This window comes from Oceanicaulis sp. LC35 (genome assembly GCF_052055585.1).
Lineage (GTDB): Bacteria > Pseudomonadota > Alphaproteobacteria > Caulobacterales > Maricaulaceae > Oceanicaulis.
Genome location: NZ_CP170485.1, coordinates 49,530 through 64,326 on the forward strand (window position 1 = coordinate 49,530; position 14,797 = coordinate 64,326).

At 62.9% G+C, this 14,797-nt stretch carries 15 protein-coding genes; 7 read left to right on the forward strand and 8 right to left on the reverse strand.

What is annotated here, in order from left to right; translation table 11 throughout:
- Positions 1-26 precede the first annotated feature (26 nt).
- Both ACFELO_RS00260 and ACFELO_RS00265 read left to right on the forward strand, forming a co-directional pair.
- Positions 27-386 (forward strand): ArsR/SmtB family transcription factor, encoded by a 360-nt coding sequence (locus ACFELO_RS00260; protein ID WP_440958574.1) that lies wholly within the window; start codon positions 27-29, stop codon positions 384-386.
- Positions 387-400: 14 nt separating this feature from the next.
- Positions 401-1,237 (forward strand): 1-acyl-sn-glycerol-3-phosphate acyltransferase, encoded by an 837-nt coding sequence (locus ACFELO_RS00265; protein ID WP_440958575.1) that lies wholly within the window; start codon positions 401-403, stop codon positions 1,235-1,237.
- On the opposite strand, the gene creD is transcribed toward ACFELO_RS00265, so the two are convergent.
- Positions 1,228-2,613: a cell envelope integrity protein CreD gene (gene creD / locus ACFELO_RS00270; protein ID WP_440958576.1), complete on the reverse strand. Its 1,386-nt coding sequence runs from the start codon at positions 2,611-2,613 to the stop codon at positions 1,228-1,230. The two genes, ACFELO_RS00265 and creD, sit on opposite strands and share 10 nt — an antisense overlap.
- A gap of 97 nt (positions 2,614-2,710) precedes the next feature.
- Positions 2,711-3,568: an SDR family oxidoreductase gene (locus tag ACFELO_RS00275; RefSeq protein WP_440958577.1), complete on the reverse strand. Its 858-nt coding sequence runs from the start codon at positions 3,566-3,568 to the stop codon at positions 2,711-2,713.
- Between the two features lie 95 nt (positions 3,569-3,663).
- Here ACFELO_RS00275 and ACFELO_RS00280 point away from each other — a divergent pair, with 95 nt between their 5' ends.
- Positions 3,664-4,050, forward strand: coding sequence for a winged helix-turn-helix transcriptional regulator (locus tag ACFELO_RS00280; RefSeq protein ID WP_440958578.1), 387 nt, complete (start codon positions 3,664-3,666; stop codon positions 4,048-4,050).
- Between the two features lie 14 nt (positions 4,051-4,064).
- Here ACFELO_RS00280 and ACFELO_RS00285 read toward each other — a convergent pair whose 3' ends face one another.
- From ACFELO_RS00285 to sdhC, 6 genes are all read right to left on the reverse strand, one after another.
- Positions 4,065-4,901, reverse strand: a complete 837-nt coding sequence (locus ACFELO_RS00285) for a lysostaphin resistance A-like protein (protein WP_440958579.1) — start codon at positions 4,899-4,901, stop codon at positions 4,065-4,067.
- Complete coding sequence (locus tag ACFELO_RS00290; protein WP_440958580.1) at positions 4,901-5,377, reverse strand: MarR family winged helix-turn-helix transcriptional regulator; 477 nt, start codon at positions 5,375-5,377, stop codon at positions 4,901-4,903. Before ACFELO_RS00290 ends, ACFELO_RS00285 begins: the two co-directional genes overlap by 1 nt.
- Before the next feature lie 140 nt (positions 5,378-5,517).
- Positions 5,518-6,303, reverse strand: coding sequence for a succinate dehydrogenase iron-sulfur subunit (locus ACFELO_RS00295; protein WP_440958581.1), 786 nt, complete (start codon positions 6,301-6,303; stop codon positions 5,518-5,520).
- A gap of 45 nt (positions 6,304-6,348) precedes the next feature.
- On the reverse strand, positions 6,349-8,136 hold the full coding sequence (gene sdhA, locus ACFELO_RS00300) for a succinate dehydrogenase flavoprotein subunit (protein ID WP_440958582.1): 1,788 nt from the start codon (positions 8,134-8,136) through the stop codon (positions 6,349-6,351).
- A 14-nt stretch (positions 8,137-8,150) separates the two neighbouring features.
- A complete protein-coding gene (sdhD, locus tag ACFELO_RS00305; protein WP_440958583.1) occupies positions 8,151-8,528 on the reverse strand; it encodes a succinate dehydrogenase, hydrophobic membrane anchor protein in 378 nt (125 codons plus the stop codon).
- Positions 8,528-8,932, reverse strand: a complete 405-nt coding sequence (gene sdhC, locus ACFELO_RS00310) for a succinate dehydrogenase, cytochrome b556 subunit (RefSeq protein WP_440958584.1) — start codon at positions 8,930-8,932, stop codon at positions 8,528-8,530. Before sdhC ends, sdhD begins: the two co-directional genes overlap by 1 nt.
- 190 nt (positions 8,933-9,122) lie before the next feature.
- On the opposite strand from sdhC, the gene ACFELO_RS00315 reads away from it, so the two are divergent.
- The 4 genes from ACFELO_RS00315 to ACFELO_RS00330 all read left to right on the forward strand — a co-directional run bounded on the left by ACFELO_RS00315 (position 9,123) and on the right by ACFELO_RS00330 (position 14,793).
- The gene (locus ACFELO_RS00315) at positions 9,123-9,980 is read left to right on the forward strand and encodes an SDR family oxidoreductase (RefSeq protein ID WP_440958585.1); all 858 of its coding nucleotides are present in this window, start codon (positions 9,123-9,125) and stop codon (positions 9,978-9,980) included.
- Positions 9,981-10,054: 74 nt separating this feature from the next.
- Positions 10,055-11,719 carry a M61 family metallopeptidase gene (locus ACFELO_RS00320; RefSeq protein ID WP_440958586.1) on the forward strand — a complete coding sequence of 555 codons (1,665 nt, stop codon included), beginning with the start codon at positions 10,055-10,057 and terminating at the stop codon, positions 11,717-11,719.
- Positions 11,720-11,769: 50 nt separating this feature from the next.
- Entirely contained in the window at positions 11,770-13,515 is a 1,746-nt protein-coding gene (locus ACFELO_RS00325; RefSeq protein WP_440958587.1) for a DUF885 domain-containing protein, read from the forward strand.
- Positions 13,516-13,608: 93 nt separating this feature from the next.
- Complete coding sequence (locus ACFELO_RS00330; RefSeq protein WP_440958588.1) at positions 13,609-14,793, forward strand: hypothetical protein; 1,185 nt, start codon at positions 13,609-13,611, stop codon at positions 14,791-14,793.
- Positions 14,794-14,797 lie beyond the last annotated feature (4 nt).

The following is a 14,797-nucleotide window of genomic DNA, read 5'->3' on the forward strand; positions in this document are numbered from 1 at the left end:
ACTTATATATTTCAGGACTAGTTGAAATGAAAGAGCCGAAATTGTCACCTGAAGGTGCGGCCAACCAGTTCGGCGCGCTGGCGCACGAGACCCGTCTGGTCGTGTTCCGGGCTGTGATGAGCGCAGGCCCTGAGGGCGTGTCCGCCGGCGATCTGGCGGATCAGGCTCAGGTCACGCCCAGCAATCTGTCGGCGCATCTGACCGTGCTGGTGAATGCGGGCCTTCTGCATGTGCGCAAGGATGGCCGCCGCCGGTTCTATTCCGCGACCCTGCCGGCCGTCAGCAACCTGCTCAATTTCCTGATTGTGGAATGCTGTGACGGCCATCCCGAGATTTGCGATCTCGCCGTGTCTGATCTTGCGGGCTTGCAGAAAGCCGCTTGCTAGCCTGTTCTGGCGGCATGACCTCTTCTGACCCTTCCCAGGCGCATGTGGTGGACCAGCTCATTGAAGAGCGGGCCGTCCGCCTGTCCGCCAATCCTGTGCTCTGGCCCTGGGTGAAGCGCGTCTTCTATCCGCTGCTGGGCTATCGCCGGGCGCGGGACATTGCCGATGCGCTGGCCGACAAGTCGGGCCGCGAGGCGATGGACTGGGCGCAGGATTTCCTGTCCATGACCACCGTCGAGGCCGGGCTCGATCATGTGCCCGAAACCGGCCCCTGCGTGATCACCGCCAACCATCCCGGCGGCATTGCGGACGGCATCGCGGTCTGGCAGGCGCTCAAGGCGCGCCGCCCTGACATGGTGTTCTTCGCCAACCGCGACGCCATCCGGGTCTGCGAAGGCCTGGCCGATGTCGTCATCCCGGTGGAATGGCGCGAAGGCCATCGCAACCGGGAGAAAACCCGCGATACGCTCAAGCGCGCCATCACCGCCTTTCAGGAGGGGCGCTGCATCGTGGTCTTCCCCGCAGGCCGCATGTCCGCCTGGGACTGGCGCAGTTTCAGCCTGCAGGATTCTGACTGGCAGCCCACCGCCGTCAGTCTGGCGCGCAAGTTCAAGGCCCCGATCATCTCGCTGGGCGTGCGCCAGCGCATGTCGCTCTGGTTCTATTCCCTTGGTCTGATCCACGAGGAATTGCGCCACATGACCGTGTTTCACGAGCTTCTGGCCAAGAAGCGCGCGCGCTACCGCCTGCTGTTCGGCGCGCCCATGGACCCGCTGGAGCTGGCGGGCGACGAGCAGATCGCCAGCGAGTCCTTGCGCCTCTGCAGCCAGGGGCTGGCCCGTCAGGCCTGAGAGGGGGCCTCATCGTCTGAGACCGCATACCAGTTGACGTTACGCGTCATGTACATGGTCAGCGCCAGTGACAGGAAGGCCAGTCCGGCTCCGATCAGCAAAGCGTAATCTTCCAACAGCAACAGCATGTATTGCAGGGCGTAGGTCAGAACCAGCGTGAGTGCGACCAGCAGGCCTCGCCCGAAGCTCTTGAATGCTGTCATGGCGTATAGCCCGCTGATGCCGATTGTTGCGCCAGACGCGGCCAGGTAGGCGGGCTGGATCAGCCAGTGCTCGGAGAGCGCCAGAAGCATCAGATAGAAGATCACCTGGGCCAGCCCGATCAGCACATATTGGGCGGCGTGGATGCGTTTTTTGCCATTGGCTTCGATCAGGAACACCATCAGCAGAGTGAAGCTGAGGAAGAAGAATGCATATTTCAGCGCCCGGCTGACCCGCACATAGCCATCGGTCGGGGTAACCAGATTGACGGTGAACAGGGCGTCGTCGGCGCGCATCATGTTAAAGCCAGCCCCCTCGCGCCAGCTTGCTGGTACGCCGCGCGCCAGATAGGGCACGGACCAGCTGGCTTCAAAGTCCTGATCCGTGATCGTCCGGTCCTGGGGCAGGTAGGCTCCGTCAAAGCCGGGATGAGGCCAGTCGCCGCGAATAGCGGCACGGGTCTGACGTCCAGAGGGCGTGAGCGAGAGGCGCTGGGCGCCGGACAACGTCATTTGCGCCTGAAAGTCAAAGCTGGCCCCTTCGGTCAGGTCGGGCAGGCGGGCCGAGACGCCGCGCCAACTTGCCTCTGTCCCGCGCCGTTGGGGTCGATCAAAGCCGGAACCCGGCTCGAAGCTGAGTGGGTCCGGACGCCCGTCAATCGTGAAGGACAGATCAGCGTTGATCCCTCGAAGATCGCTGAAGGCTAGAACCAGCTCAGCGCCTGACCAGCGGATTTCGCCATTTCGGGGCGTCAGAGGCGCGAGGTCACTGGGGGTGAACCGACCGCTGAATTCCAGATCGGCCTGATAGACCGGAACATCATAGATCGCGCGTCGACGGATATCGGTATCGAGATTGACCGTCACGTCCAGCGTTTCGGGAGAGATAACCAGAGTTTCCGTTCGAATGCGGGTTTCCTGGCGTTCCTCTTCACCGGTGTTCACGAGCACGGTTTCAGTAATATCGACAGGCAGGAGGAGAAAAGGTCCACGGACGATCTGAGGGCCGCCATAGGCGGCGCCGACTTCCTGTGCAACCAAGTCGGCGCGATTGGCCCGTTCCCACGCCAGCATGTTCACAAACAATAATGGCAGGCCCAGCACCAGAACCAGCGCTCCGACCAGAAGAATTTTCAAACCGAGCGAACGCCCGCGTCCAGTATTGGATTTGTCCATGACCGGCCTCCCTGTCCCTCAACCAGTACGCGCACCTTGGCGGACAATTAGGGACAAAGCGAGGCCGGACTTGGCTTAGATACGGGCAAGCCCTGGGCTAGCGCGCCAGCAAACGCTCGACATGATCCCGCCAGGGGGTCGGGGCATGGCCCAGAAGCGTGGCGAGGTCGGTGCTGGCGCTTTCCAGCGCGCCCAGTTTCATCCCCGCATCGCTATCAGCGAGAATGTTGGCGAAGCCTTCAGGCACGCCGTGCTCGATCAGAACGCCGGCATAGGCGTCCGGCGTCATGTCGGCATAGTGGATATCCTGGCCTGTGATGGCGGATGCGGCCTGAGCCAATTGAGCAAGCGTCAAACCCGGCTGGCCGGCCAGCTCATATACGCGCCCGGCATGATTGGCAGGATCGAGCAGCACGGTGACGGCGGCTTCGGCATAGTCGGCGCGCTTGGCGGCGTTGATGACGCCGGTTCCGGCGGCGCCCGCCAGAACGCCATTGGCGACCGCGCCTTTCAGGCTCTCGTCATAGTTCTCAAGATACCAGCTATTGCGCAGGATCACGGTCTGAAGGCCGGACCGGGCCAGTTCGGCCTCGGTTTCGCGATGCTCGACAGCGAGCTGCATCGGGCTGACATCGGCCTTGAGAATGCTGGTGTAGACGAGGGTTTTCACGCCTGCGCTCTTCGCCGCCTCGATAACGGCGTGGTGCTGGCGCGCGCGCTGTCCGACCTCTGAAGAGGAGATCAGCAGCACGGTCTCGACCCCGTCAAAGGCCGTTCTCAGGGTTTCAGGAGCGTCATAGTCGGCCTGGCGCAGGGTGACCGCGCCCGTTTGAAGACCGGCGGCCTTTTCAGGGTTGCGCACGGCGGCGATGACGGGGGTTTGCGGGGCGCGGCGGACCAGTGCGTTCAGCACGTGGCGGCCCAGCTGGCCATTGGCTCCGGTGACGGCGATCATGGTCTGTCCTCCATTGGGTACGGGATCTGGTTGACAGATAGCCACTCACTTACGAAGAGTAAGTACGTACAGAAATGTAAGTATGGAAATTTCTCATGCCGTCTGCACCTGCTGCGCCAAGGCTGGATCGTGATCCCGTTGTTTTGTCGAGCCTTTGCCCGTCCCGGGATGTGCTGCGCCATGTGACCAGCACCTGGGCGATGCTGGTGTTCTATGTGCTGCGCGAAGGCCCTTACCGGTTCAGCGCCCTGCGACGCCGGATCGACGGCGTGTCCGAACGCATGCTGGCGCAGACCCTGAAAGTGCTGGTGGAGGACGGCTTCGTGCTGCGAACCGCCCATGATGTCGTCCCGCCCCATGTGGAGTACGAGCTGACCCCGCTGGGCCATGAGATGGCCGAACGCGCCAGCGCCCTCGCGGAATGGATCGAGGCCAACGCCCATGAAGTGCTGGCGGCGCGCGCGCGGGCGCAGGCGGGATAAACGTCCGTGGCGCCTTAAAGCTCTGGCCTTGATCGCGTCTTGAGCCAGTAGAGCCACAATCCGATGACGGCCAGCACACTGACGGCGAGGGTGATGACAGATTCCTCGGGACCTGCCGCCCCGCCAGACAGCCAGTCCGGGCCTTGATAGCGGCTTTGCAGCGGGGCGATATCCCGCCATTCCTCAATGCCGGTCAGCGGCAAACCGCTCAGGACAATGGTGAAATTCCACAAGGCGTGGTTCAGTGTCGCCGCCCAGACATTGCGGGTGATCAGATAGACCAGCGTCCACAGAACGCCCAGCAGAAGCCCGGTCGCAAGCGAGACCCATCCCGCCCAGTTGGGATTGAAGAAATGCAGCACCGAGAACAGAAGGCTGGGGGCGATCAGCGCTGTATAGGCCCCCAACGCCTCCTCGACTGCGGGGACGATGACGCCGCGAAACAGGATTTCCTCAAACGCGGCGGCGGCCAGAAGGGTCAGGGCGACATTCGCCATCGGGCCCAGGGGGCGAATGCCAGACACTTCATAGGCGCCTGTTATCAGCATGCCGAGCATGGACAGGGCGATCAGCGCGGAGCCCAGCCCGCCCCAGATCAGGAGCGGGACGGGCCTAAGCGCCAGCGGACTGGCGGGTCGTTTGACGATAAAGTGCAGATAGAGCCAGAAGCTGCCTGCAAAACTCATGAGCATGCAGACGCGCCGCAGGACCGAGACCACAGCCTCATCCATCACGAACAGGCGCTCAAGGCCCGGGATCAGCGCCAGTCGGACCAGAGCCATGCCCAGGCCGATCAGAAGGGCGCCCGCCAGTATGCGACCCGCCATCAGAAGAAGGGGTTTCCAGCGCATCAGACGGTCTCCGCCATACGCTGGCTCAGGGCGCGGCGTGTGAGGGCCGCCTGAGCCCGAGAAACCAGAGCATCAAGATCCACGCCCAGTTCTTCAAAGAGATCGAGATAGGCCTGATCGAGCTGGTCGAGGAAGGCCTGCAGGGCTTCAGCCTGAAGCGCGCCGGCCCGGGTCAGGCTGACCTGTTTGCGGCGGCCATCCTCGGGATCAGGTTTCAGCTCGACCAGACCCGCCTTCAGCAAGGGGGTCAGGCGCTGGGAGACCAGCTGGTGGGAGACGCCCATGGCCTCAGACAGGGCGGTGATGGGGGCCGGCCCGCCATGATGCAGCAGGTTGAGAACACCCGTTGTCTGCGTCTTGAGGTCGTGACCGGCCGCGCCGAGCGCTGCCTGCAGCTGATCAGAGAGCAAATCTTCAAGCCGGCTCAGGCGTAACAGGAATGCGGCGGGACGCTGGAACAGGGCGGCTTCGGTCATGGGACATCCATTTATGCAAGCAATTGCGCAATTAGTTGTATAAATGGCGTCGTCTGTCAATTCCCTCCGGGCGAGCCCGCATGAAAAACGCCCCGGCCTGATGACCGGGGCGTTTTGCGTTCGACGGTTGAGCGCGGGTGCTAGACCTGACGTTCGACCATCAGATCCTTGATCTTGCCGATGGCCTTGGCCGGGTTCAGACCCTTGGGGCAGACATTGGCGCAGTTCATGATGGTGTGGCAGCGATAGAGCTTGAAGGGATCTTCAAGGTCATCGAGGCGCTCGCCGGTGGCTTCATCGCGGCTGTCCGCGATCCAGCGATAGGCCTGCAGCAGCGCCGCCGGGCCAAGATACTTGTCCGAATTCCACCAATAGGACGGGCAGGAGGTCGAGCACGAGGCGCACAGGATGCACTCGTACAGGCCGTCCAGTTCCTCGCGGTCTTCCTGGCTCTGCTTCCACTCTTTCTCGGGCTCCGGCGTATCGGTTTGCAGATACGGTTTGATGGAGGCGAGCTGGGCGTAGAAGTTCGTCAGGTCCGGAATGAGGTCGCGGACCACCGGCTGGTGCGGCAGCGGGGCGATGGTGATTGTCCCGTTATGCTCATCAATGCCGTTGGTGCAGGCGATTGTGTTCCGCCCGCCGATATTCATCGAGCAGGACCCGCAAATGCCTTCGCGGCAGGAGCGGCGGAAAGCCAGCGTGGTGTCGATCTCGTTCTTGATGAAGAACAAGGCGTCCAGGATCATCGGGCCGCACTTGGAGGTGTCGACATAATAGGTGTCCCAGGACGGGTTCTCGCCGGATTCAGGATCGTAGCGATAGACCTTGAAGGTGCGCAGATTCTTCGCATCCGCGCCTTCGGGCTTAGGCCACACCTTGCCCTTTTTGACCTGGGAGTTTTTCGGCAGCGTCAGTTGGACCATGGGGTCGTCCCCGCTTTCTAATAGCCAGTGAGCGTGGGCGGGGTCTTAATAGACCCGCGCCTTGGGCTCGATATAGGCGATGTCATTGGACAGGGTGTATTCATGAACCGGGCGGTCATCGAGTTTGACCGAACCGTCTTCATTGATCCACGCTAGGGTGTGCTTCATCCAGTTCGCGTCATCGCGATCAGGATAATCCTCACGCGCGTGCGCGCCGCGGCTTTCCGGGCGGGCGGCGGCGGAGTTCACCGTCACGGCGGCCTGGGCGATGAGGTTTTCAAACTCCAGCGCTTCGACAAGGTCGGTGTTCCAGACCATGGAACGGTCGTTCACACGGATGTCGGAGGACTGCTTGTAGACCTCGGCGATGCGTTTGACGCCCTCGTCCAGAACGTCCTGGGTGCGGAACACCGCGCAGTTTTCCTGCATGGCCCGCTGCATGGACAGACGCAGGGTCGCGGTCTTGGTGCCGCCCTCGGCGTGACGCATCTTGTCAAAGCGCGACAGGGTGTCCGCGCCCGCCTTGTCAGACAGCTCGGGCTGATTGGCGCCCGCTTCCACGGTCTCGCCGCAACGCAGGCCGGCCGCGCGGCCGAACACCACGAGGTCGATCAGCGAGTTCGAGCCCAGACGGTTCGCGCCGTGCACGGACACGCAGGCCGCTTCGCCCACCGCCATCAGGCCAGGCACGACCTGATCAGGGTTGCCGCCGACCTTGGTCAGCACTTCGCCGTGATAGTTCGTCGGGATGCCGCCCATATTGTAGTGGACGGTCGGGATCACCGGGATCGGTTCCTTGGTCACATCCACGCCTGCGAAGATCTTCGCGCTTTCCGAAATGCCCGGCAGACGCTGGGCCAGAATGGCCGGATCAAGGTGATCCAGGTGCAGGTGGATGTGGTCGCCATGTTCGCCCACGCCGCGGCCTTCGCGGATCTCCATGGTCATGGAGCGCGACACCACGTCACGGGAGGCGAGGTCCTTGGCGTTCGGAGCATAGCGCTCCATGAAGCGCTCGCCCTTGGAGTTGGTCAGATACCCGCCCTCGCCGCGTGCGCCTTCGGTGATCAGGCAGCCCGCGCCGTAAATGCCGGTGGGGTGGAACTGAACAAATTCCATGTCCTGCAGCGGCAGACCCGCGCGTAGAACCATGGCGTTGCCGTCGCCCGTGCAGGTGTGCGCGGAGGTGGCGGAGAAATAGGCGCGGCCATAACCGCCGGTGGCCAGAATGGTCTTCTGGGCGCGGAAGCGGTGCAGGGTGCCGTCGTCGAGTTTCCAGGCGGTGACGCCGCGGCAGGCGCCGTCATCATCCATGATCAGGTCGAGCACGAAATACTCGATGAAGAACTCGGTCGCGTGGCGCAGGGACTGGCCATACAGCGTGTGCAGGATGGCGTGACCGGTGCGGTCGGCGGCGGCGCAGGTGCGCTGCACCGGGCCTTCGCCGAAATTGCGGGTCATGCCGCCAAAGGCGCGCTGATAGATCTTGCCATCCTCGGTGCGCGAGAAGGGCACGCCCCAGTGCTCAAGCTCGTACACGGCTTTCGGCGCGTGGCGGCACAGATATTCGATGGAATCCTGGTCGCCCAGCCAGTCCGACCCCTTGACGGTGTCGTACATGTGCCAGCGCCAGTCATCCTCACCCATATTGCCCAGCGAAGCGGAAATGCCGCCCTGGGCTGCAACGGTGTGCGAACGCGTGGGGAAAACCTTGGAGATACAGGCCGTCTTCAGGCCTTCCTGAGCGGCGCCAAGCGCGGCGCGCAGACCCGATCCACCTGCGCCGACAACGACGACGTCATAGGTATGATCGATCCATTCATATGCGGACATTGATCAGGTCCTTCCTAGCTTGCGATCGCCAGCACGGCGTACAGGGCGGCGATCCAGAGACCTGCGGTGATCAGCGTGTTCGCGCTCAGCAGCAGGGCCCGGCTTACCGGTTTGCGGATATAGTCCTCAATGACGACCTGAAGACCCAAACGCATGTGATAGAGCGTCGCGGTCAGGGTCAGCAGCGTCAGGATCGCGCCATAGGGCGAGGCCACGAATGCATAGGCGCTGGCGTAATCGGCGCCCGGCAGGCTGGCGATGGACCAGACGAATAGCGGCACCAGGATCACGAGCGCCAGGGCGGAGACGCGCTGGGCGATGAAATGGTTCACGCCGGTCTTGGCCGAGCCCAGGCCGCGGGCCTTGGCGAGGGGGGTGCGGAAATCAGCCATCAGATCAGTCCTCCGGACAGGAACCAGATCGCCACGGTGACAAGGATCGAGGCGACAATGATCGCCATGGAGGCGGTGTTGGCGAATTTGGGATCAAAGCCCTTGCCCGCATCCCACACCAGATGGCGCACGCCATTGATGAGGTGATAGATCAGGGCGAGGGTGAACAGGAACAGCACCAGCTTGACCAGCAGGCCGATCGGACCGGCCATCAGCGATTCAAAGACGCCATACGTGTCCGGGCCGGCGGCCAGAAGAACCAGCCAGAGGGTCAGGAAAATTGCGCCGATATAGCTGCCGACGCCGGTGGCGCGGTGAAAAATGGACGACGCCATGGTCGCGTGCCAGCGCCAGATTTCAAGGTGCGGAGAAATCGGTCGGGGATCGACAGATTGTTTGGCCATGGATGGGCCCCCACTAAATTAAATCATTAGCCCCGTCAGCTCGGAACTCGGGCGTGACAATAATCCGCACCGGGTTAACGTCAACGCACACCAAAGTGTGGATTGCTGCTGTGTTTGCAAACGGTTCTCAGTTGCGCGAATGGCCGCGCCACTGGACTTGCGCTGTCATGGCGGCGTCAGGGGAGAGACAATGTCTGAAATGAAGAACGCCATGATCACGGGCGCGTCGACCGGGATCGGCTACGCCAGCGCTAAGTATCTGTCTGAAAAGGGGTGGCGCGTCTTCGCAGGCGTTCGCAAGACTGAGGACGCCGATCGTCTGAGCGCCGAGCTGGGCGAGGCCGTGCGTCCGGTGATCTGCGATGTTACCGATGCAGGCATAATAAAATCAGCCGCTGAGCAGGTGCAAAATGAACTGCAAGGGCAGACCCTGCATGGCCTTGTGAACAATGCCGGCATCGCCGTTGCGGGTCCGCTCCTGCATTTGCCGCCTGAAGAGATGACCCGTCAGCTCGATGTGAACGTGACCGGCCAGCTGCGCGCAACTCAGGCGTTTGCGCCGTTGATGGGCGCGAAGAAGGACTTCACCGGAACGCCGGGCCGCATCGTCAACATCTCTTCTGTGGCGGGTTTTCACGCCATGCCGATCCTGACGCCCTATGCCTGCTCGAAATTTGCGCTGGAAGCCTTCACCGAGGGTCTGCGTCGCGAACTGATGCTCTATGGCATTGATGTGGTGGCGATCAATCCGGGCCCGATCAAGACGCCGATCTGGGACAAGGCGCAGGAGCTCGATCCTGAACAATACGGTCAGACCGATTTCATCAAGGCGATCCACCGGCTCCTGAAATTCACCCAGAAGAGCGCCGAGAACGGTTTGCCGCCCGAACGGGTCGCGCAAGCGGTATTCGCCGCCCTGACCGACAGCAAGCCCAGACTCAACACCATTGTCACGCCCACGCCCCTGCAGGGTCTGATGCTCAAGCTCATGCCGACGCGCATGGCGGACCGGATGATCACGAAACAATTGGGTCTGAGCCGGAGCTGATCCTGTCAAAACGGTAACTGGCGCCCGCACGTCAGCTCCTCATTATTTGAACGGACAGCAAGGGGGAGGGCTCAATGGCCTTGGGACTTATTGCGGCGGCGGCGTTACAGGCCGCCAGTCCGGAACTGAACTATACGCTGACCATTCAGGAGACGGCTCAGGGCCCGGATGTTCACATGCATGTGGACTTTCTGGGCGATGAGGATGGCGAAACGATTCTTGTTCTGCCCAGCTTCTGGGGCGGCGAGGATGAGCTGTGGACCGGCATCACCGGCCTGAGCGCCAGCGGGGAGGACGCAGTCCTGACGCCCGGCGACAGCCCGGAAAGCTGGACCCTCAACCACGCGCCGGGCGCTGCGATTTCGCTCGACTATCAGATCATTCAGGACCGTGACGGCGCGCCAAGCGCGGCGGCGGATGATTCCTACCGGCCTTTTGTACAGCCCGACTTCGTGCATCTGATCGGCAATACGATCTTCATCCTGCCCGATAACAGCCGGATGGATGAGCGTCTGTCTGTGACGCTGGAAGCCCCCGACGGCTGGGCGCTGGCGTCTGATCTGCAGCATGGCGCGCTGGATGTGGACGCGCTGATGGCGAGCGTCATCGTGGCGGGCGATTTCCGGGTGATGACGCAAGAGATCGGCGGCGCGCCGGTGCGGGTCGCGGTTCGCGGCGCGCTGGAGATTGATGACCAGACGCTGATGGACAATCTCGCCCATGTGATCGAGGCCAATCTTGAGTATTGGGGCGCGACGGGCGAACCGTATCTTGTGACCGTGCTGCCGCTTGAGGCCGAGCCGGACTGGATCAGCATTGGCGGCACCAATCTGGCCGACAGCTTCGCCATGTTCATCACCACCAATGCCCAGATCGACACCGTCAAACGCATTCTCGCCCATGAACACACCCATACCTGGAATGTGAAACGTCTGGGCGGACCGCTTGGGGGCGAGCAGGAAGAACCGGCAGGCTATTGGTTCTCTGAAGGCTTTACCGATTATCTGACCACTCGCGCCGGAGTGCGTGGCGGCAGCTTCACGGCGGAACAGGGCGTGGCGCAATGGAATGAGTTCTTGCGCGACTATGCCAGCTCGCCGGTCAATACCGCGTCCAATCAGGCCATTCTTGAAGGCTTCTGGTCAGACCCGAATATCCAGCGCCTGCCCTATCTGCGCGGACAGGTGTTCGCGGCCCTCGCGGATGCCCGCATCCTGTCCGAGACGCACGGCGCTCAGGATCTTGATGATGTCATTCACGCCATGCTCGAGCGCTCTGATGAAGGCCCGGCCCCGTCTCGCTTCATTCCGCTGGTCCGGGAGGTGACGGGTGTCGATCTGACCGCACTCTATGACCAATATATTCTGCAGGGCGAGATGATCTGGCTCCCCGAAGACGCGTTTGGCGCGTGCGGGCCGGTCCAGACGCTGGACGAGCCGGTTTTTGTCTATGGCTTCACCCTGGGCGAGAATGAAAACGGCGAACGGATCATCACTGAGGTCGAGCCGGGCTCGAACGCAGAAGCGGCGGGTTTCGAGCCGGGCATGTTCATGATCCAGCGCGTGGGCGGCGCCTATGGAGACGCCAGCGTTCAAAGCGTCATGCGCATCCGCACCGTTGAGGGCGAGGAGCGCGAGATCGCCTACTGGCCCACGAATGGCGAGGTGCTGCGGGTCCAGCAGATCGCCTATTCGGGCGAGGAAGCGGCGTGCCGCGCCGCGCTCGCAGGCTTGAACTGAACCGCGATGAGCGACAGTCTCTCCCCCACATAACGGGGAGAGACTTGCTCATGCGTATTGCCTTGGCGTCCATCACTGCATTGGCTCTGGCTGCGCCGGCCTTTGCCACGCCGGTCGAGGATTTCCGTGATCTGATCGCGGACTATGAGGCGTTCAGTGCAGAGCGCAATCTGGGCGCCCGGGCGCGCGCTGGCGATCTTGAGGCCGCCGCCTCCTGGCCGGATATGAGTGTCGGGGCGATCGAGAGCTGGGATGAGGGCATGGCCGGGTTTGACACCCGCATCGACGCCATCGATCCGAGCGCTCTGCCCGCCAGCGAGCAGGCCAATTACGCCGTCCTCGCCTATGAGCTCGATAGCGCGGTCGCCGTTCCGTCCATGACCACGGCGATGATCCCTTTCACCAATGATAGCGGGTTTCACACGACCGCCAGCTTTGCTGCTTTGACGACACGGGTTCGTACGGTTGAGGAAGCGGAAGCCTGGATCGCCAAACTCAATGCCCTGCCCGAGTATTTCGCCCAGCAGCAAGCCTGGCTGGAGCGCGGTATCGAGGCTGGTTTCACCCAGCCGCGCGCCATCCTCTCTGGCGTTGCTGACCAGATCGAGGCGCAGATCACCCCGGCGGATGAGAGCGAGCTTCTGACCCCGATCCGCAACCTGCCCGAGACGATCGCGGCGTCAGAGCGCGAGCGCCTGATGGCGCAAGCCGTGCAAGCGGTTGAGACCGAGGCGCTTCCGGCGTTGCGCGATCTGCACGCCTTCTTCACCGAGACCTATATGCCCGCTGCCCGCGAGACGCTGGGCGCGCGTGATCTGCCGGGTGGCGATGACTTCTACCGAGCGCTGGTGCGCCAGCACACCACGCTCGATATGACCCCTGAACAGGTCCATCAGCGCGGGCAGGCGGAAGTGGCCCGCATCCGTGCGGACATGGAAGCGGTTATCGCGGAAACCGGGTTTGAGGGCAGCTTTGAAGACTTCCTCGTCTTCCTGCGCACCGATCCGCAGTTTTATGCGTCCAGCGAGATGGAGCTGATGATGACAGCGTCCTATTTCGCCAAGCAGATCGACGACCAGATGCCGCATTTCTTCCATCACCTGCCGCGGCTGAGCTATGGCGTGCGGCCCGTGCCCGCCGCCATCGCGCCCAATTACACCACCGCGCGCTACTGGCCGGGCGATCCGGAACAGGGGATTGCGGGGGGCTATATGGTCAACACCTATCGGCTCGACCAGCGTCCGCTCTACGAGCTGCCTGCGCTGACCGCACACGAAGCCGTGCCGGGCCATCACCACCAGATCGCCATCGCGCAAGAGCTTGAAAACGTGCCGGACTTCCGCACCCAGGGCTATATCACCGCCTTTGGCGAGGGCTGGGCGCTCTATACCGAGTTTCTCGGTCAGGACATGGGCCTGTATGAGACGCCCTACCAGCAGTTCGGCCGCCTGACCTATGAGATGTGGCGCGCCTGCCGCCTCGTCGCGGATACCGGCCTTCACTGGTATGGCTGGAGCCGGGAAGAGGCCGAGGCCTGCTTCCTGGAAAACTCTGCGCTGAGCCCGCTCAACATCACCAATGAGGTCAGCCGCTATATCAGCTGGCCCGGTCAGGCGCTGGCCTACAAGACCGGCGAACTTCTGATCCGCGAACTGCGTTCTGACGCGGAAGACGCGCTGGGCGAAAGCTTCGACCTCGCCGCCTTCCACGACCATGTCCTTGATGAAGGCGCCGTGCCGCTCGGTTATCTTGAAACCAAGATGCGCGCCTGGATCGAGGCGCAGGCGGCCGAGTAGGGCTTTGTAAGGCTTGGGCGACACTGTCGCTCAAGCCTTCGCGTCGCGTCGCCCCGATACTCGCCTCATCCGGCATGGGCGAAGGCGGAAGCGATGCGGCGACCCTCAAAAGAACCTTCTGATCTGCCCCATCGCGTCCGGGACGGGATCATCACGATCCGCAATGAAGTCGAGTACACCGAGGCGATCGAGCTTGTGAATTCCGGGCTCGCCTTCGTGATTGATGTGATCGAGCCGTTCAAGCTGACCAAGGCGGCGAGCTGGTTCCTGCGCTCGGCCTGGCTGACCTCGTCCAATGGCAGCTATATCGAGGATCAGGGCCTGTCGAGCGTTCAGCTCAAAGGGTTGAGCACGACGCTCGCCCTGTCCTTGCGGGTGTTGGGTCGGGGTCTCAATCAGGTCTTCGAGGGCCGGCTGGTTGCGGAGCCGGGCGCGGAATTGCCCACAATCTTGCTGGTCCAGAAAGGCGGGCTGTCGGTGCCCGCGGGAACCGATTTCACGCTCAGCCAGGGGCTCGACGCCACGCCCAGGGGCGGGCTGTTGATCGGCGGCGTCCTGCGCGTTTCCCAGCCCGTCGGCGTGCGCGAGGCGCGGCTGATCCTGTGCCCGGATGGTTTCCATCCCTGCGCCATCCATCAGGCGGTGATCGCCGAGCAGGGATCGGTTGTGGCGCTGACGCCCGGCGCCCGCGCCTATGTGGAGAGCCTGACGCTGAAGGATGACAGCGTTCTGGAATGCCGCGAAGGGCGAGCCCGGCTTGAGAGCGACAGCGCCATTATTGTGGAATCCGGCCAACCTGACCTGCCCGCCCGCATGCGCGGGGTGGACGCCGCCGAGGTGCGGCTGAAGCCCGGCGGGATCTATGAATGCCGCGGACACGGGGGCTGGGCGGGGGAGCCTGCGCGGGTTGATACGCTCCACAATGAAGGCGGGGTGGTGGAGCTTGAAGGCGATGCGCGCCTGATCTGTGAACGGTACGAGCAGAGCGCAGGCGAGATCCGGTTCGAGCTGAGCGATCCGCACGCGCCGCCGCCGCGTTTGATGCTGGATGGCCATTGCGTGGTGACGGGCGGACGGCTGGTCGTGGCGGGGCCGGGCGTGCTGTCAGAACCGCCGCGCGAGCGGGTCTTCCTGCCCCTGGTGGAGGTGAGGCGCGATGCGCCCGTGCTGACGCGCCTGATGGAGCACGCCTGGATCACCGGCTTCCCCGAAGGCGTGCTGACCGGGTTCGAGCTGGTGGGAAATCGCACGCTGGGGCTGGTGATCGCACCGGGCTAACCCG